Source organism: Deferrisoma palaeochoriense (assembly GCF_054656955.1).
In genome coordinates this window covers 1-15,826 of sequence record NZ_BAAHXI010000078.1, presented here as the reverse complement: position 1 = coordinate 15,826, position 15,826 = coordinate 1, and the positions used below count along the sequence as shown (strand labels likewise).

The window sequence follows — 15,826 nt, the reverse complement described above, 5'->3', positions numbered from 1 at the left end:
TTGGGGATCCACAAGAAGAAGGAGCGGGTGCTCTTCGACATGGAAGCCCGCCGCCAGCTCGAGGTGTAGAAAAGAGCCGGATACCCCACACGAAAACGGGGCCCCGGTCGGGGCCCCGTTCTTGTCTCGGCCACAGGAGGCTCCGCTCAGGACGAGTCGAAGGCAACCAGAACCCGGCGGGCCGATTTCACGCAGCGGCGGGCCGCCTCGAGGGCCCCGGAGGCCGATTCGGCGGTGAACAGTTCCCACGGGAGCGTATAGGTGGATTCGTCCCCGTAATCGGTTAGGAAATGCTCGGCCGACCCCAGGCTCAGGAAATCCGGAAGGCAGGAGCGCAGCTCGGTGGCCAGCGAGTCGGGCACCCGCCCGGTTTCGAGCAAGGCAACGAGGGCTTGGGCCGGCTCGTGGGTTTTCGGGGGCACCCCAAAGATCGCCAAGACCGCCTTTCCCGCGTTTTCCACCGACAGTTGCGCATTATCCACGCAGGAGCGCCACCGTTCGAGCTCGAAATCCTGCTCGGCTTCCCGCAGGAACCCTTCGGCGAGCGCGAGCCGATAGGAAATCTCGTCACGCGATCTCACGGTACCCGCGCCAACTCAGTTCCCAGTCCTTGGGGGGAGGTTTCGGGAACAGCCACATGAGGGTCGCCCCGACCCGCTCGCGCCGCAGACCAGACCGTTCGATCGCACGGGCGGCCCGTTCCCTCCACGGCTCGAAGTAGTCGGCCCCGTATAGGCACACGCCGTCGGCGCAGACGTCGAGGAGCAGGGGCGTTAGCGACCGCTCGAACTCCTCGGGGGTTTTGGCCACAAAGCCGAGCCGGCCCGGCACCTCACGCAACACGGCCAACTGCGCGGATGCGAGTTCCCGCTGGCGTGCCAGGGGATCGGGCGGCAGGCCCTCGGCGACCACAAGAATGTCGTGGTCGCTCAACCGAGAGGCGTCACCGCGGGCTCGAGATCCGAACAACACCACGCAGCGGAGACGCGGCCCGAATCGGCGCCGAAGTTCGTTTACAAGCGGTAGATATCCACGCCGCACGGACGGATGCATGAAACCTCGCCTTCCCCCTCCCATCGGAAGGGCAGGTTTTCCTCCGAGGTCCAGCGTACCCGGAAATTTCGCCGAGATCCAGGCTGCTCGGCCGCGCCCGTCGGTCGCGCCGCCCCCTACGGCAAAGGCTTCGACAGGGTGAACGCGCCCCGGAGTTCGCCCGCGCGAAAGCCGGTGGCCCGGTCCTCGGGGTAGAGTTCCCGGATCTTGGTCGCAAGCCCCGGGGCCAGGTTCTCGCCGTGACAGGTGAGGCACGGGGTTCCGGTGGGAATCGCCTTCAGGTACCGGAACCGCTTGCCGTCGGGCCCGTCGACGACCTCGGCGATCTCCAGCGACGCCGCAGGCTTGCCTTGGGAGAGCCGCCGCGCCAGCGCCTCGAGGCCCTGCCGCTCCCAGGCGTCCGGTGCGTTCCGGGGGTTTCGCACCCGAAGCGCCGTGCGGCCGACCCGCCATCCCGAGCGCTCCGAGAGCTCCCGGGCGATCTTCGGGGCCTTCTCCCGGCACACGGCCACGGCCCGTTCCGGGCCGCCCTCCTGGAGGGCCGCCACGAGTTCGCCTTTGAGCCGGGACGCGAACGTCTTGACGAGCCCCCGGGCCTCCTCCAGGTCCCCGGCCCGGGCCGGCCCGGCCGCGGCCAGCGCGAGCCCCAACGCTGCCACCAGGATTCTCCGCATGTGTCACCTCCTCTGTGAAACCTATTCCGCGATATTGCGCGGGAAATTGTAGGCCGTTCGCCGGGCCCGCACAACGCCGGGGTGCCGGGTCAGAAGAGCCCGCCCAGGCTCCCGGCGTATCCCGTGAGCTCCACGTAGCCCTCGCACGTGACCCGCCTGCCCGCCGAGGTGCCCGAGCCCCACACGGCGCCCTCCCAGTAGGTGACGCCCGTGGTGCCCGAGGTCACGAGTTCCTGATCCTGGAGCAGGGGGTCCACGGTGAGGTCGATCCCGGCCCACGGCACCCGGACCCGCCACCGGATCGGGTAGCGGCCCCCCGAGCGGGGGCTCGTCCAGTGGGCCAGGGGCGTGAGCTCGAACGAGCCCCAGGGCAGATGCTTTGGGGTGCCGTCGGGCCCGACCAGGGTGCCGGAGCTCGCCGGTTCGACCGCGCCGTCGGTGCGCCGGAGCACGTAGAGCATGAGGTCCCGGCCGTCCGAGAGGTGGAGGCTCACCCAGTCCCACCCGGCCTGGTCTTCCGCGAGCTGGTTCGAGCCGAACTCCTGGTCGAACCAGCTCGTGCCGGTGACCTCCCGCTCGCCCCGGGGTGTGCGGACCCGGCCCCGGGTGGCGAGATCGGTGAGGGAGGCGTAGTAGCTGGCCTGGCCCGGCCGGGGCCCCTTTCGGCTCAGGCCGCCCGCACCGTGGAGCACCGGGGGCTTTCGGGGGGTGAGTTCCAGGTCCACCCCGAACTCCCCCTCCCGGGCCCGCACCCGGATCACCCCGTCTTCGCCCCGCCGGGCCTCCCAGTCGAGCACCCACACCCCCAGGTCGTCGGGTGCGGCGCCCGCGAGGCCGGGGCCCGGCCGGGAGGCGCGGTCGGCGTACCGGAACGCGCCCCCCGGCCCGTCGGTGACGGCCAGGTGGGCCAGAAACACGTCGCGGACCGACCAGGGGTTCTCGGGCCGCGCGGGCTCCGGCCGGAGGGCCACCCGGAACACCGTGAACTGGTAGCCGTATCGGCCGCCCTCGGCGTCCCGGAGGTTCCCCGTGAAGTACCACCACTCGGTGCGGTAGGCCGGGTGGGCGCCGAAATCCCGGGGGAACGACCACTCCCGGGGCCGGTCGGCCTGGGGCCAGGCGAACCCCTCTCCGGCGCACGCCGTCCCGGAGAGGGCCAGGGCCAGGACCACCGCCCAAACCCACCGGAGCCTTCCCCATCTTCCTTTCATCACTCCTCCCGGATCTGCATCTGGGGAAACGTGCGCCACACCCGGTACATCGGGTACAGGGCCGCCGCCGCGCTCGCGGCCAGCGCGACGCCGAACGCGGCCAGGTAGGGCCCCGGGTCGGGCTTCCAGAACACGGTCCAGTGGAAGCTCTGGAGGTTGATCACCCGGATCAGCACGATCCCCAGCACCGTGCCGGCCCCGGCGGCCAGGGCGAAGCTCAGAAGCCCCAGGGCGAGCCCCTCCACCAGGGTCATGGCCGCCACCTGCCCCGTGGAGAACCCCAGGGCCCGCAGGATCCCGAACTCCCGCTGCCGCTCCAGGTAGAGGGTGGTCAGGGCCCCGGCGATGCCCAAAAACGCCACCGCCACCGCGATCCAGCGCATGGACCGGGTGACCCCGAAGGTGGCGTCGAACACGGCCAGGATCTCGTCGTGGAGGGCCTTTTGGTCGAGCACGGGCAGGCCCCGGGCCGCCGCGAGCTCCCGCACCCGGCGGAGGGCCTCGGGGCCCCGGGGATCGCCGGGCTCCAGGAACACGCCGAGGCTGTCGATGGTGGGGTCGCGGAACACCCGAAGGTAGGTCGACCGGTCCATCATGACGACCCCGTGTTCCGAGGTATAGTCGTAGAACACCCCGGCCACGGGGAGCCGCACCGGCCCACCGGCCCCCTGGAGTTCCACGGACCCGCCCCGCCCCACCCCGAACCGCCGGTAAAAGCTCTCGGAGACGATCGCGCCGCCCCGGGCCACGGCGTCCCAGGCCCGGTCGTCTCCCTGGAGCCAGTCGAACCGGGCAAACCGGCGGAGCACCCGGGCGTCCACCGCCGTGACGAAGACCGTGGCGTCGCCGTACCGGATCCGCACGTTCCGGTAGGGGTCGAGGCCGGCGACCCCGGGGATCCGGCGCACCTCGTCGTAGAACTCGGCCGGCACCTCGATCTCGGCCTGGGGGGCCACGTAGAGGGCGCCCGTGAGCTGGCCGGTCATCCACCGGACGAGGGTGTGGCGGAAGCTCCCCACCAGGATGGAAAGCGCCACGGTCATGGCCAGGGCCACCCCGAAGGCGGCCACGGCCACGGCCGCCCGGCCCCCGCTGCGCCGGAGGCTCCCCACGGCCACCCGGCCCACCAGGCCGGCGGCCCGGCCGGCCAGGGCTTCGAGGGGCCGGCCCAGGGCCTTGAGGAGGAGCCCGGCCTCGAGGCTTGCGGCCACCAGGAGCCCGAACGCCCCGGCGAACCCGGCGTACACGTGGACCGAGGCCGGGAAAAAGAGCGCCCCGCTCACCCCGGCCACCCCGAGCCCGATCCAGCCGGCCCGCCGGGCCGCCCGGTCCGCGCCCCGCTCCGGCACCCGGCCCCGCAGGGCGGCCACCGGGTCCGCCGTGACGAGGTCCCGCAGGGGGTAGGCGGCCCCCAGGAGGCTCGCTCCCCACCCCAGGACGACCCCGGCGACGGCCCCGGCCCAGGTCCATTCGGGCGGCTGGGGCCGCAGGAAGAAATACACCTGACTCACGGCCTCGCCCACCCGGGCCGTCAGCCCCCTGCTCAGGGCGAAGCCCAGGGCCGATCCCAGGATCCCGCCGGCGAGGCCCAGGATCCCGAGTTCCACCAGGAACGCGCCGGCCACCTCCCGGCGGTACACCCCGAGGCTCCGGAGCACCCCGGCGTCGCGCCGCCGGGTCACCACGGCGAACATGGCCGTGTTGTACACGAGAAAGACGCCGACGAAGAGGCCCATGAGCGAAAGGGCCTCCAGGTTGAGGCGAAACGCCCGGAGCATCTCCCGCAGGGTGCGGGCCCGCTCCCCGGCCCCCTCCACCCGAAACCCCGTTCCCCACCGGGCGCGGAACCCCTCGGGGTCGGTAAGAACCAGGTCCACCCGGTCCACCACGCCCCGGAGTCCCAGGAGTTCCTGGGCCGTGGCGAGGTCCACCAGGATCACCGGCTCCCCGGCCGGGTTGGGGAAGGTGCCGAGCACGGTGAGGTCCCCCCGGGCCGTGGCCAGCCGGCCCCCGGGTTCGAGCCCCAGCCGGCCGGCCGTGGCCCGGTCGACGAGGCAGGTGTCGGGCTCGGTCAGGAACCGGAACCCCGCGTCCTCGGGGGGGGCCAGGTCGGGCCGGAACGCCCTGTCGAGCAGGGGATCGACGCCGAGGAGCCGCACGATCTCCCCCGAGGCGAGGCCGACCCGCCGGTCGATCACCGGGGAGAAGGCGGCCACCGCCGGATCGCGGGCCACCCGGGGCAGCACCGTTTCCTCCAGGGGCCCGGCCGGCCGGGCCAGGGTGTGGGTGGCCTTGCCCGACAGGAACTCCACGGCCCGGGTGAGGCTTCCCAGGGCGGCCCGGGCCGAGAGGGCCATGCCCACGGCCGAGGCCACCCCGAAGGCGATCCCGAGGACCTGCAGGAGGCTCAGGGTTTTCCTTCGCGGCAGATACCGGAGGAACGCCCGGACCACGGTGGTCACGGCGAGACGTCCTCCGTCAGCCGTCCGTCGGCCATCCGGAGCACCCGGTCGGCGGCCCGGGCGGCCCGCTCGCTGTGGGTGGCCATCACGAGGGCCGCGCCCCGGTCCCGGGCGGCCCGGCACAGGAGGGCGAGCACCTCGTCCCCGGTGCGGGTGTCCAGGTTCCCGGTGGGCTCGTCGGCCAGGATGGCGGCCGGGTCCTTCACCAGGGCCCGGGCCACGGCCACCCGCTGCTGCTCGCCGCCCGAGAGTTCGTGGGGGTACCGGTGGGCCTTGTCCGCCAGGCCCACGGCCTCCAGGGCCTCGTCGGCCCGGCGGGGGTCGGCCCGGCCCCGGAGTTCCAGGGCCAGGAGCACGTTCTCCCGGGCCGTCAGGGTGGGCAGCAGGTTGAAGAACTGGAACACGAACCCGAGCCGTTCCCGCCGAAGCCGGGTGCGGCCGTGCTCTCCCAGCGCCCGGAGGTCCTGGCCCGCCACCTGGACCGTTCCCCGGTCGGGCCGGTCGAGCCCCGCCACGAGGTTCAGGAGCGTCGTCTTGCCCGACCCGCTGCGGCCCACCACGGCCACCACCTCCCCCGGCCGCACGGCGAACGTCACGCCCTGGAGGGCCGGCCCGTCGGCCCGGGCGTAGGTCTTCCAGAGGTCAAGGACCTCGACGGCGTGGGACGGTTCCACCACAAGCCCTCCGGGGCACCGGGAGAAGGAGAGGGACCCAAGTGTACCCCCTGGCCGCCGAAGCGCGAGGCGGGTGCCGGGTCATGGGGCTCCTTCCGCGCCGATCCACTCCACCACCCGGCAGACGGCGGCCGCGAGGAACGAGAGGTCCTCCTCCGAGATCACGAAGGGCGGCATCACGTAGACGAGCCGGCCGAAGGGGCGCACCCACACCCCCTCCTCCACGAACCGCGGCTGCACCCGCACCATGTCCACGGGTTCGGTGAGCTCCACGACCCCGATCGCGCCGAGAACCCGCACGTCGGCCACGTGGGGGAGCCCCGCACAGGGGGCGAGGCCCCGCCGGAGCCCCGCCTCGATCCGGGCCACCCGCTCCTGCCAGGGGCTTTCGAGGAGGAGCCGCACGCTCGCGGCGGCCACGGCGCAGGCGAGCGGGTTCGCCATGAAGGTGGGCCCGTGGAGGAACACCCCGGGCTCCCCCGAGCAGATCCCCTGCGCGACCCGGGTGGTGGTCAGGGTGGCGGCCAGCGTCATGTATCCGCCGGTGAGCGCCTTGCCCAGGCACAGGATGTCGGGCGCGATGCCGGCGTGCTCGCAGGCGAAGAGCCGGCCGGTGCGGCCGAACCCGGTGGCGATCTCGTCGGCGATGAGGAGCACGTCGTGCTCATCGCACAGCTCCCGCACCCGTTTGAGGTACGAGGGCGAGTAGAACCACATGCCCCCCGCCCCCTGGACGACGGGCTCCAGGATCACGGCGGCCACCTCTTGGCGGTGGGCCTCGAGGAGCCCGGCGAACGGGGCGATGTCGGCCTCGGCCCAGGGGTCGTCGAACCGGCAGCGGGGGGCGGGGGCGAAGAGGTGCTCGGGGAGGAGGCCCCGCCAGATGCGGTGCATGCCCGTCTCCGGGTCGCACACGCTCATGGCCCCGAAGGTGTCGCCGTGGTAGCCCCGGCGGATCGTGAGGAGCCGCCGCCGCTCCGGCCTCCCCACGGCCTGCCAGTACTGGAGGGCCATCTTGATCGCCACCTCCACGGCCACCGAGCCCGAGTCGCAGAAAAACACCCGGTCCAGGGGCGCTGGGGTGAGGTCCACGAGGAGCCGGCCCAGTTCGGCCGCGGGGGGGTGGGTGAGCCCCCCGAACATCACGTGGCTCATGCGCTCGAGCTGCTCGGCCGCGGCGCGGTTGAGCTCGGGCACATTGTACCCGTGGATGGCCGACCACCAGGAGGCCATGCCGTCGATCAGGGTGCGGCCGTCGGCGAGCTCGAGGCGCACCCCCCGGGCCCCCACCACCGGGAACACCGGCACGGGGCTCTCCACCGCGGCGTAGGGGTGCCACAGGTGCTTCCGGTCGAAGGCGATCCAGTCGAAGGAAGGGTCGGTCATGGTCGGGCTCTCCGGGAGGGTTAGGCGTCGCTTGCGCCGCCTACCCTGGCAGAGGGCCGCGGCGATTTCAACCGACCGGCGGAGTCGCCTCGTCCTCCGGGGCTTTACAGACGGCCCCGGCTGTGGGACGGTCGGACGGGCATGAACCCGAAGGAGACGGCGGCATTCCTTTGTCACCCCCCGGCGAAAGGAGGACTCCCATGGCCGATGTGATCGACTACGAGATTCACGGAGCGGAGATGCAGCTCGTGGAGGTGGAGCTCGACCCCGGGGAGGCCGTGCGGGCCGAGGCCGGGGCCATGACGTTTCTGGAGGACGGGGTCGAGATGCAGACCTCCACCGGCGGGGGGCTCTTCTCGGGCCTTAAGCGCATGGTCACCGGCGAGAGCTTCTTCATCACCTCGTTCGTGAACCGAAGCCGGGGAAAGCGCCGGGTGGGGTTTGCGGCCCCGTACCCGGGCCGGATCGTGCCGCTGGACCTCGGGGCGCTCGGGGGCGCCTTCCTGTGCCAGAAGGACGCATTTCTCTGCGCCGCGGCCGGGGTGGAGATCGAGGTGGCCTTCACCCGGAAGTTCGGGGTTGGGCTCTTCGGCGGCGAGGGGTTCATCCTCCAGAAGCTCACGGGCGACGGGATGGCGTTCGTCCACGCCGGCGGAACCGTGATCGAGCGGGACCTGGCGGCGGGCGAAACCCTCCGGGTGGACACCGGCTGCCTGGTGGCCTTGGCGCCCACGGTCACCTACGACATCCAGACGGTGGGCGGGTTCAAGAACGCCCTCTTCGGGGGCGAGGGGCTCTTCCTCGCCCGGCTCACCGGGCCCGGGCGGGTGTACCTGCAGAGCCTGCCGTTCTCGCGGCTCGCCGACCGGATCGCCTCGGCCGTGCGCCGAAGCACGGGCTCCGGCGACGCCCAGGGCGGGCTGCTGAACCGGTTCCTGGGGGACTGACGGGGGCGGGGGTTCGCGAGGGCTCGGCCGCGGGCGTGAAGCGGCCTCACACCGCGAGGTACCGTTCCTGGATTTCCGTGTTGTCGAGCAGTTCTCGCCGCGTTCCGTGGAACACCACCCGGCCTTTCTCGATGACGTAGCCGCGGTCGGAAACCTCGAGGGCGAATCGGGCGTTCTGCTCGGCCAGGAGGATGGGGATCTGGCCCTTGAGGGACGCGATGACCTCGCCCAGGGCCTCCACGATCACCGGGGCGAGCCCCTCGCATGGCTCATCCAGGAGGAGCACCCTGGGGTTGCCCATCAGGGCCCGGGCGATGGCCAGGAGCTGCTGCTCCCCGCCGCTGAGTTCCCCGCCCTTCCGGCGCCGGAGCCGCTGCAGCAGGGGAAAGGTGTCGAACACCCGCTCGAAGCTCCAGGGTTCCAACCCCGGCCGGGGCGGCAGGACGGCCACCTCCAGGTTCTCGTCCACCGTGAGGCCGGGGAAGATCCGCCGGTCCTCCGGCACGTAGCCGACACCGGCTCGCACGTTCTCGTACACGGGCCGGCCGGTGAGGTCTCGGCCGTCGAACACCACCCGGCCCTCGGCCGGGGGCACGTACCCCACGATGGCCTTCATGGTGGTGGTCTTGCCGGCTCCGTTCCGGCCCAGCAGGCATACGATCTCCCCCCGGTCCAGGGCCAGGTCCACGCCCTGGAGCACGTGGCTGTCGTCGTAGTACGCGTGCACGCCCCGAACCTCAAGAATCAAGCGACCCCCCCAGATAGGCCTCGCGCACCCGGGGATCGGCGCGGATCTCGCCGGGCGCACCCTCGGCCAGCAGGCGCCCCTGGTGGAGCACGTAGATGTAGTCGGCCACGGAGAACACCACCTTCATGTCGTGCTCGGTCAGAAAGAACGTCACGCCCGACCCCTCGGCCAGTTGCCGGATGAGGCCCACCATCTGCTCGGTCTCCTCCGGGGTCATGCCGGCCGTGGGCTCGTCGAGGAGCACCAGCTTGGGCCGGAGGGCCAGGACCAGGGCGATCTCGATGCGGCGCTTGTCGCCGTAGGGCAGCTCCGAGGCCCGGCGGCCGGCCTCGGCCGCGAGCCCCACGCGCTCCAGGATCCCGAGGGCCTCGTCCACCCGCTCGGGGGCCCGGTGGTGGGCCCGCAGGAACCCCATCCCCTTGCCGTCACGCAGGGTCAGGGGCACGAGCACGTTTTCCAGCACCGAAAGCCCGGGGAAGATGTTCGTGATCTGGAACGACCGCAGGAGTCCGAGCCGGGCCACCCGGTGGGCCGGGAGGCCCGTGATCTCCCGGCCGTCGAACCAGACCCGTCCCCCGGTGGGCGCAAAGCGACCCGACACGCAGTTGTAGAAGGTGGTCTTGCCTGCCCCGTTGGGCCCGATGAGGGCCGTGAGCCGGCCGGGGGCCACCCGCACGGAGACGTCCTGGAGCACCTGGAACCGGCCGAACCGGTGGGAGAGGTTCTCCACCCGCAGGAGGGCCGTCTCAGCCACCGCCCGCTCCTTTCCGGGAGCGCACGAACCCCACGGCCGTGCCCAGGAGCCCTTCGGGGAAGAAGATCACCACCGGGATCAGAACGGCCCCCAGAACGAGCATCCAGTTTTCGGTGAAGTGGGTCACGACCTGCTCCAGGGCGAAAAACGCCGCCGCGCCGAACAGGGGGCCGGGGAACACGCCGGCTCCGCCCAGGATCGTCATGAGCACCGGCCGGGCCGAGGCGGACCAGTGCATCAGGTCGGGGGTGGCCATCTGGTTGAACAAGCAAAAGAGCACCCCAGCCACCCCCGACAGGGCTCCGGAGAGCACGAAGGCCGCGAGCCGATACCGGGGCACGGCCCCGCCCACGAAGGCGAGCCGCTCCCTGTTCTCCCGGCTCGCCCGCAGGATGAGCCCGAACGCCGAGCGCTGGACGCGCCACAGCAGGGCCACCCCGGCCGCCACCACGGCCAGGGTGAAAAAGTACATATGGACCGGTGCGTACAGGCTGATCCCCCCCGGGAGACCGGGCACCGCGAACCCGGACAACCCGTCGCTGCCGCCCGTGCCCTCCCGCCAGTTGTGGGCCACGGTGTAGAGCATCATGCCGAAGCCCAGGGTGAGCATGGCGAAGAAGATCTCGTCGCGCCGCACGCACAGGTACCCGATGACGGCCGCCACTGCGGCCGCCCCGCCCACCCCGGCCACGAACGCAAGCCCCAGGGAGGGGGGGCCGTGCAGGAGCACCAGGGCCGCACCGTAGCTCCCCACACCGAACAGGGCGGCCTGGCCGAACGACAGAAGGCCGGCCCCGCCGAAGAGCAGATTGAAGCTCATGGCGAACAGCCCCATGATCAGGACCTCGGTGGCGAGGAACACCCAGTACACGGGCACCGCGAAGGGCCAGGCCACCAGGGCCCCCAGCACGGCGAGCCATCCGACCAGCCTCCCGGAAGCCCGCACCCCTAGGCCTCCTGCCCGAACAGGCCGCGGGGCCGCACCAGGAGCACGAGGGCGAGCACGAGATAGGGCAGAGCCATCTGGGCCCGGCCCGCGAACACCGTGCCGAACGCCTCGAAGAGCCCCAGCACCAGGGCTCCGAGGAACGCGCCCGGGAAGCTCCCGAGCCCCCCGACCACCACCACGATGAAGCTTTCGATGATGATGCGCTCCCCCATAGCCGGGCCCACGCTCTGGTGGGGGGCGGCCAGGGCCCCGCCCAGGGCCGCGAGCCAGGCGCCAAACGCGAACACCGCGGTGAACAGGGCCGGCACCCGGATCCCGACCCCCTCGGCCATTTCCCGGTCCATGGCGGCGGCCCGGATTACCTTGCCCCACCGGCTGAACCGGAAAAACGCCCACAGGGCCAGGCCCACCGCCGGGCCGGCCAGCACCAAGAACAGCCGGTAGGCCGGGTACGATCGGCCCAGGACCGACACCACTCCCGCAAGCGCGGCCGGGGGGTCCACGACATGGTAGCCCGGGCCCCACAGCACCCGGACCCCGTCGTCAAGAACCAGCAGGATCGCGAAGGTGAGCAGCAGCTGGAAGCTCAGGTCCCGCGCGTAGACTCGCCGCAGGAGCCACCGTTCCGTGGCGGCCCCCACCAGGGCCGTGACCACCGGGGCCACCGCCACCCCCAGCCAAAACGATGGAAACCACCGGATGCTCTGCATGCACAGGTACGCGCCCAGCATGAAGAACGACCCGTGGGCGAAGTTCAAGACCCCCAGCACCCCGAACACCGTGGTGAGCCCCGCGGAGATCAGGAACAGCAGCATCCCCCAGCTCAGGCCGTTCAGCAGGTTCACGAGGAACGCGTCCATGGGCACTCCGGGCGCACCGGGGCCTCGGAAGCCCCGGGCGCGCAGCCCGGGGCCCCGAGGAACGCTATTTGGCCAGGTTGCAGCCGGTCTCCGACACGGGCGGGGTCACCTGTTCGGCCGGGAACACCTGAACGGGCTTCAGGATGGGGATGGGATAGGCCGGGTCGTGGGCGATTCGGCCCCACGTGGCCGGGGTCAGGGCCTGGTGGTCTTCCTTACGCAACGTGATGGGGCCAACGGGCAGTTCCACGCTCAAACCTTCGAGCGCGTCAACCACCGCCTCCTTGTCGGTGGATCCGGCCTTTTCGGCAGCCGCCTTGAAGGCGTACACCGCGCCGTAGGCGCCGTGGGCGTTGTAGGACGGGTACTGGTCATACCGCTTCAGATAGGAATCCACGAAGGCCTTGTTGCGGGCCGAGTCGTTGGCCAGGAACCAGTACCGTGTGCCCACCCAGACCCCCTCGGGCATCTTGTCCTTCAGGGCGTAGAGCACCTCCACGGCCCCGCCCAGGGACATGAGCACGTCGAACCGGCCGTCGAAGAACCCCAGATCCCGGGCTTGGCGCACGAAGTCGATGAGATTCCCCCCCCACAGAGAGATGAACACGCCCTCGGGCTTGGCGTCCATGATCTTGGTGATGTACGAACTGAAGTCCGTCGTCTTGATGGGGGCAAAGGCCACCTTGTCTTCCGGCAGAAACGTAGCGTCGGGGCGAAGCTCCTTCAGGTATTTCTGGAAGTACTCCCACGACTGGTGGCCGAAGGCGTAATCGGGGCCGACCGTGGCCCAGACCCTCGCCTTGCTCTTCGCGGCCACCAGGGCGCCGGCCTTGCAATTCTGGTTGATGTTCACCGAGACGCGGAAGGTGTACCGGTTGCACACCGATCCGGTGACGTCGGGGGTCGCCGCGTGGGTGATGATCAGGGGGGTGCGCAGTTCCTTCATGGCCGGCACCACCGACTTGGCCACGCCGCTGGAGTCCAGCCCGATCACGGCGTCCACACCCTCCTCGTACACCAGCTTCCGGATGGCACGGAGGGCGACATCGGGCTTTCCGGTGGAGTCCTCAAAGTACCCTTCCACCTTGCGCCCCAGGATGCCCCCGGCCGCATTGATCTCGTCGATGGCCAGCTCCGCCCCCTTTTTGGCGAACTGGCCGTAAGTGGAGAACGGACCGGACATGATGTACACGAACCCGAGTTTGATCGGCTTCGCGGCGTGGGCGACTGGCGGCCCCAGGAAGAGCGCGGCGATCCCCAGGGCCAGCATCGTCCCAATCCACCTTCGTCTCGTACCCATGTGAACCTCCTTTCCCCAGGCGGGTGAAGGACCGGCGGACCGGTCCATGAGCAGGGTCCGGCGTGGGCAACCCGGAGCCCCCCTATCGCCGGAGGGTTCCGTCCAGAACGCCGCCAGTATACCTTGGACTCGATCCATGCAAAGCCCCGATCCAAAGGCCCGAAGGGCTCATGGGCATCTCCCGGCGCGCGGGAGCGCGCGGCGGCGCAGGCGTTCTTTGGCCCGAGCTTTCCTCACACCTCCACGAGACCCAGGTCGGCGAAGGGGTGGAAGTCGCGGTCGTTGTGGAGGAGGGGGACCCGGTTTTCGATGCACCAGGTCGCGATCAGGCAGTCGATGGTCTTGCGCACCGTGACGCCCCGGCGGCGGAGGGCCCGGTAGTGGGCCGCGCTCTTTCGCGCCACCACTTCTCCCACCAGCGGGACGACCGGGAACGCCTGAAACGCCCGCTCCACCCTCGCCACGTCATGCTCGGTTCGGAGCCCCTGGAGGATCTCCGCCAGGATCAGGTCCCCCACGAGGATCTCCTCGCGCCCAAGCAGCCGCTTGAGCTTGACGGTGTGGGGCACGGTGCGGGCCCGGAAGAGGTCGATCCAGACCGAGGTGTCGACGAGAACGGCCATGGCGCGTCAACCCTCGTCTTCGGCCACGCGGGATTCCCGAAGGGCCGCGAGATCGCCGTCCCACTCCACCGCCCCTTCCAGCTCGAGCACCTGCCGCTGCCGCTCCAGCCGCACGAGGCGGCGGAGGGCCAGATCCACGACCTCCCGCTTGGTGCGGGCCCCGGTAAGCTGCATGGCCTCCCGGACCAGGTCGTCGTCGAGCACGATGTTGGTCCGCATGTCCTCTCCTAAGTGCGCAGATGCACCTCAGGCTCCGGCCGGGCTGCGCGGCGACCCCGCGCGGTCCCCAGGACTACGTGTGTATACACGAAAGAAACTATACACCTTCAGAGGGAACCTGGATAGGGACACGGGGTCGCGACGGATGAACCGCGGGTGCGCCGGGTGGTAGACTGTGGCCGGCGCGGTGTCCGGGGAACCCTTCTCGCACGGGACAATCGACAAAGGGAAACAGGAGGCGTGGTCGGATGGAGATTGTGGTGGCCCGGTCGGCCGGGTTTTGCATGGGGGTTCGGCGGGCCATCGAGATGGCCCGGGAGGTGGCGGGGGCCGAGGGACGCACCGTGTACACCCACGGGCCCCTCATTCATAACCCCCAGGAGCTCGAGCGCCTCAAGGGCGAGGGCATCGTGCCGCTGGGGGCCGGGGCGGTGCCCCGGGCGCCGGTGATCGTGCGGGCCCACGGGATCCCCCCCCAGGAGCGCGAGCGGCTCGAGGCCGAGGCCGAGCGGGTGGTGGATGCCACCTGCCCCAAGGTGAGCCGTATCCAGCAAACGATCGCGGACTACAGCGGCCGGGGCTACGCCGTGATCATCTGCGGCGACGCCGACCACCCCGAGGTCACGGGGCTCCTGGGACACGCCCGGGGCCCGGCCTTCGTGGTGGGGGGGCCGGGCGAGGTGGACCGGCTTCCGGCCCTGGACCGGGTGCTCCTCGTGTCCCAGACCACCCAGGACGAGGGGGTGTTCGACGAGGTGGTGCGGCGGGTGGCCGAGCGCTACCCCGGGGCCGAGGCTCTGAACACGATCTGCAGCTCCACCCACCGGCGCCAAACCGAGGCCCGGGAGCTCGCCCAGGGGGTGGACGCGGTGGTGGTGATCGGGGGACGGAACTCGGCCAACACCCGGCGCCTGTACGAGATCTGCAAGGGGATCTGCCCCCGCACCTACCACGTGGAAACCCCCGACGAGCTCCCCCTGGACGAGATCCGGGGGCTCGCCCGGGTCGGGGTGACCGCCGGGGCCTCGACCCCGGCCTGGATCATCGAGGAAGTGGTGGGGGTTCTGAGAGAGGTCGCCCAGGGAGCCGGCTAGGCCTCGCCCGAGAGCACGGCGCCGGGGGCCTGGGCCCGCGGGCCCACCATCAGGAGGTTGTAGGGCACGCTCCGGAGCACCTCGTGGGCCCGGCTCCCGAGCACGCGCTTCCGTACACCCTTCCGGCCGAACGCCCCGAACACCACGAGCGCGGTGCGGGGGATCTCCTGGATCACCCGGCGAAAATCCCCCTCCACCACCCGCCAGACCGGCTCGATCTCGGACTGGAGATCCGCCTGCTCGAGCCGCCGCCGCCCTTCCTCCACGGCGCTCCCCTCGGCCTCGGTCAGAACCTCCAGCGGCACCCCGGCCAGCCGGGCGAGGGCCCGGGCCCACAGGAGGGCCTTCAATCCGAACGCCGAGCCGCCGTAGAGGGCCACGACCCGGTCCCAGGGGACCCAGCAGCCGGCGGGCAGGAACACGGGGGCGTCGGCCTCCTGCACGAGCCCGCGCACCTTGGGCCCGAGCACGGCCGGCAGGAGCGGCTTGGCAAAGGGGCTCGTGAGCGCCCGGGGGCAGGAGAGGACGCTGTAGGAGCCCTGGATGTCGGGGAGGGTCGATCCGGTGCGGCCCGTGGCGGGCTGCTCTTCCCAGGCGACGCCCACTTCCCGGGCCAGGGCGTCGGCCCGGGCCCGGGCGAGCTCCGGGGCGTACACGTAGGACTCGTCGAGGTCCACCTGCACCGCGGCCGAGCCGACGTAAAGCACCAGGTGCCGGGTCGCGGGGAAGTGCACCCGCAGGGGGATCCCGGTCTGGCGGGAGAACCATGCGGCACCCCGGAACGTCTCGAACCCCCGGGGGTTGTTGCGAAACACGTGCAGGATCGGCAGGGCCATCCGGGCACCCCTTTTCATACCAAGTTGCGTTCAAAG

At 71.3% G+C, this 15,826-nt stretch carries 17 protein-coding genes; 2 read left to right on the top strand and 15 right to left on the bottom strand.

Translation table 11 applies throughout. From position 1 onward, the window contains the following. Positions 1-146 precede the first annotated feature (146 nt). The 7 genes from ACYQ8L_RS16385 to bioA form a co-directional block, all read right to left on the bottom strand. Positions 147-581, bottom strand: coding sequence for a HEPN domain-containing protein (locus ACYQ8L_RS16385; RefSeq protein WP_459942886.1), 435 nt, complete (start codon positions 579-581; stop codon positions 147-149). Beyond that, complete coding sequence (locus ACYQ8L_RS16380) at positions 568-1,053, bottom strand: nucleotidyltransferase domain-containing protein (protein ID WP_459942885.1); 486 nt, start codon at positions 1,051-1,053, stop codon at positions 568-570. Before ACYQ8L_RS16380 ends, ACYQ8L_RS16385 begins: the two co-directional genes overlap by 14 nt. A gap of 116 nt (positions 1,054-1,169) precedes the next feature. After that, the gene (locus tag ACYQ8L_RS16375; protein ID WP_459942884.1) at positions 1,170-1,727 is read right to left on the bottom strand and encodes a Tll0287-like domain-containing protein; all 558 of its coding nucleotides are present in this window, start codon (positions 1,725-1,727) and stop codon (positions 1,170-1,172) included. 89 nt (positions 1,728-1,816) lie between these two features. Further along, the gene (locus tag ACYQ8L_RS16370) at positions 1,817-2,938 is read right to left on the bottom strand and encodes a lipocalin-like domain-containing protein (protein ID WP_459942883.1); all 1,122 of its coding nucleotides are present in this window, start codon (positions 2,936-2,938) and stop codon (positions 1,817-1,819) included. Next, complete coding sequence (locus ACYQ8L_RS16365; protein ID WP_459942882.1) at positions 2,938-5,400, bottom strand: FtsX-like permease family protein; 2,463 nt, start codon at positions 5,398-5,400, stop codon at positions 2,938-2,940. Before ACYQ8L_RS16365 ends, ACYQ8L_RS16370 begins: the two co-directional genes overlap by 1 nt. Beyond that, complete coding sequence (locus ACYQ8L_RS16360; protein ID WP_459942881.1) at positions 5,397-6,074, bottom strand: ABC transporter ATP-binding protein; 678 nt, start codon at positions 6,072-6,074, stop codon at positions 5,397-5,399. Before ACYQ8L_RS16360 ends, ACYQ8L_RS16365 begins: the two co-directional genes overlap by 4 nt. Positions 6,075-6,155: 81 nt before the next feature. Beyond that, positions 6,156-7,460, bottom strand: coding sequence for an adenosylmethionine--8-amino-7-oxononanoate transaminase (bioA, locus tag ACYQ8L_RS16355; RefSeq protein WP_459942880.1), 1,305 nt, complete (start codon positions 7,458-7,460; stop codon positions 6,156-6,158). Positions 7,461-7,660: 200 nt separating this feature from the next. Here bioA and ACYQ8L_RS16350 point away from each other — a divergent pair, with 200 nt between their 5' ends. After that, positions 7,661-8,407 (top strand): TIGR00266 family protein, encoded by a 747-nt coding sequence (locus ACYQ8L_RS16350; protein ID WP_459942879.1) that lies wholly within the window; start codon positions 7,661-7,663, stop codon positions 8,405-8,407. A 46-nt stretch (positions 8,408-8,453) separates the two neighbouring features. On the opposite strand, the gene ACYQ8L_RS16345 is transcribed toward ACYQ8L_RS16350, so the two are convergent. The 7 genes from ACYQ8L_RS16345 to ACYQ8L_RS16315 all read right to left on the bottom strand — a co-directional run bounded on the left by ACYQ8L_RS16345 (position 8,454) and on the right by ACYQ8L_RS16315 (position 13,860). Further along, positions 8,454-9,134: an ABC transporter ATP-binding protein gene (locus ACYQ8L_RS16345; RefSeq protein WP_459942878.1), complete on the bottom strand. Its 681-nt coding sequence runs from the start codon at positions 9,132-9,134 to the stop codon at positions 8,454-8,456. Between the two features lie 10 nt (positions 9,135-9,144). Then, on the bottom strand, positions 9,145-9,909 hold the full coding sequence (locus ACYQ8L_RS16340) for an ABC transporter ATP-binding protein (RefSeq protein WP_459942877.1): 765 nt from the start codon (positions 9,907-9,909) through the stop codon (positions 9,145-9,147). Then, the gene (locus ACYQ8L_RS16335) at positions 9,902-10,855 is read right to left on the bottom strand and encodes a branched-chain amino acid ABC transporter permease (RefSeq protein ID WP_459942876.1); all 954 of its coding nucleotides are present in this window, start codon (positions 10,853-10,855) and stop codon (positions 9,902-9,904) included. Before ACYQ8L_RS16335 ends, ACYQ8L_RS16340 begins: the two co-directional genes overlap by 8 nt. Positions 10,856-10,857: 2 nt before the next feature. Further along, the gene (locus ACYQ8L_RS16330) at positions 10,858-11,718 is read right to left on the bottom strand and encodes a branched-chain amino acid ABC transporter permease (RefSeq protein ID WP_459942875.1); all 861 of its coding nucleotides are present in this window, start codon (positions 11,716-11,718) and stop codon (positions 10,858-10,860) included. Between the two features lie 64 nt (positions 11,719-11,782). Then, on the bottom strand, positions 11,783-13,018 hold the full coding sequence (locus ACYQ8L_RS16325) for an ABC transporter substrate-binding protein (protein ID WP_459942874.1): 1,236 nt from the start codon (positions 13,016-13,018) through the stop codon (positions 11,783-11,785). Between the two features lie 233 nt (positions 13,019-13,251). After that, the gene (gene vapC / locus ACYQ8L_RS16320; RefSeq protein ID WP_459942873.1) at positions 13,252-13,641 is read right to left on the bottom strand and encodes a type II toxin-antitoxin system VapC family toxin; all 390 of its coding nucleotides are present in this window, start codon (positions 13,639-13,641) and stop codon (positions 13,252-13,254) included. Between the two features lie 6 nt (positions 13,642-13,647). Next, positions 13,648-13,860 carry a type II toxin-antitoxin system VapB family antitoxin gene (locus ACYQ8L_RS16315; RefSeq protein WP_459942872.1) on the bottom strand — a complete coding sequence of 71 codons (213 nt, stop codon included), beginning with the start codon at positions 13,858-13,860 and terminating at the stop codon, positions 13,648-13,650. Between the two features lie 248 nt (positions 13,861-14,108). On the opposite strand from ACYQ8L_RS16315, the gene ispH reads away from it, so the two are divergent. Next, a complete protein-coding gene (gene ispH, locus ACYQ8L_RS16310; protein WP_459942871.1) occupies positions 14,109-14,954 on the top strand; it encodes a 4-hydroxy-3-methylbut-2-enyl diphosphate reductase in 846 nt (281 codons plus the stop codon). Here ispH and ACYQ8L_RS16305 read toward each other — a convergent pair. After that, positions 14,951-15,790: a universal stress protein gene (locus tag ACYQ8L_RS16305; protein ID WP_459942870.1), complete on the bottom strand. Its 840-nt coding sequence runs from the start codon at positions 15,788-15,790 to the stop codon at positions 14,951-14,953. The genes ispH and ACYQ8L_RS16305 overlap by 4 nt on opposite strands. Positions 15,791-15,826 lie beyond the last annotated feature (36 nt).

Bases quoted from the DNA above. Each gene is read 5' to 3' on its own strand.
- ACYQ8L_RS16380 (WP_459942885.1), bottom strand. From the start codon at position 1,053: ATGCATCCGTCCGTGCGGCGTGGATATCTACCGCTTGTAAACGAACTT.
- ACYQ8L_RS16375 (WP_459942884.1), bottom strand. From the start codon at position 1,727: ATGCGGAGAATCCTGGTGGCAGCGTTGGGGCTCGCGCTGGCCGCGGCC.
- ACYQ8L_RS16370 (WP_459942883.1), bottom strand. From the start codon at position 2,938: ATGAAAGGAAGATGGGGAAGGCTCCGGTGGGTTTGGGCGGTGGTCCTG.
- bioA (WP_459942880.1), bottom strand. From the start codon at position 7,460: ATGACCGACCCTTCCTTCGACTGGATCGCCTTCGACCGGAAGCACCTG.
- ACYQ8L_RS16350 (WP_459942879.1), top strand. From the start codon at position 7,661: ATGGCCGATGTGATCGACTACGAGATTCACGGAGCGGAGATGCAGCTC.
- ACYQ8L_RS16330 (WP_459942875.1), bottom strand. From the start codon at position 11,718: ATGGACGCGTTCCTCGTGAACCTGCTGAACGGCCTGAGCTGGGGGATG.
- ACYQ8L_RS16325 (WP_459942874.1), bottom strand. From the start codon at position 13,018: ATGGGTACGAGACGAAGGTGGATTGGGACGATGCTGGCCCTGGGGATC.
- vapC (WP_459942873.1), bottom strand. From the start codon at position 13,641: ATGGCCGTTCTCGTCGACACCTCGGTCTGGATCGACCTCTTCCGGGCC.
- ACYQ8L_RS16315 (WP_459942872.1), bottom strand. From the start codon at position 13,860: ATGCGGACCAACATCGTGCTCGACGACGACCTGGTCCGGGAGGCCATG.
- ispH (WP_459942871.1), top strand. From the start codon at position 14,109: ATGGAGATTGTGGTGGCCCGGTCGGCCGGGTTTTGCATGGGGGTTCGG.
- ACYQ8L_RS16305 (WP_459942870.1), bottom strand. From the start codon at position 15,790: ATGGCCCTGCCGATCCTGCACGTGTTTCGCAACAACCCCCGGGGGTTC.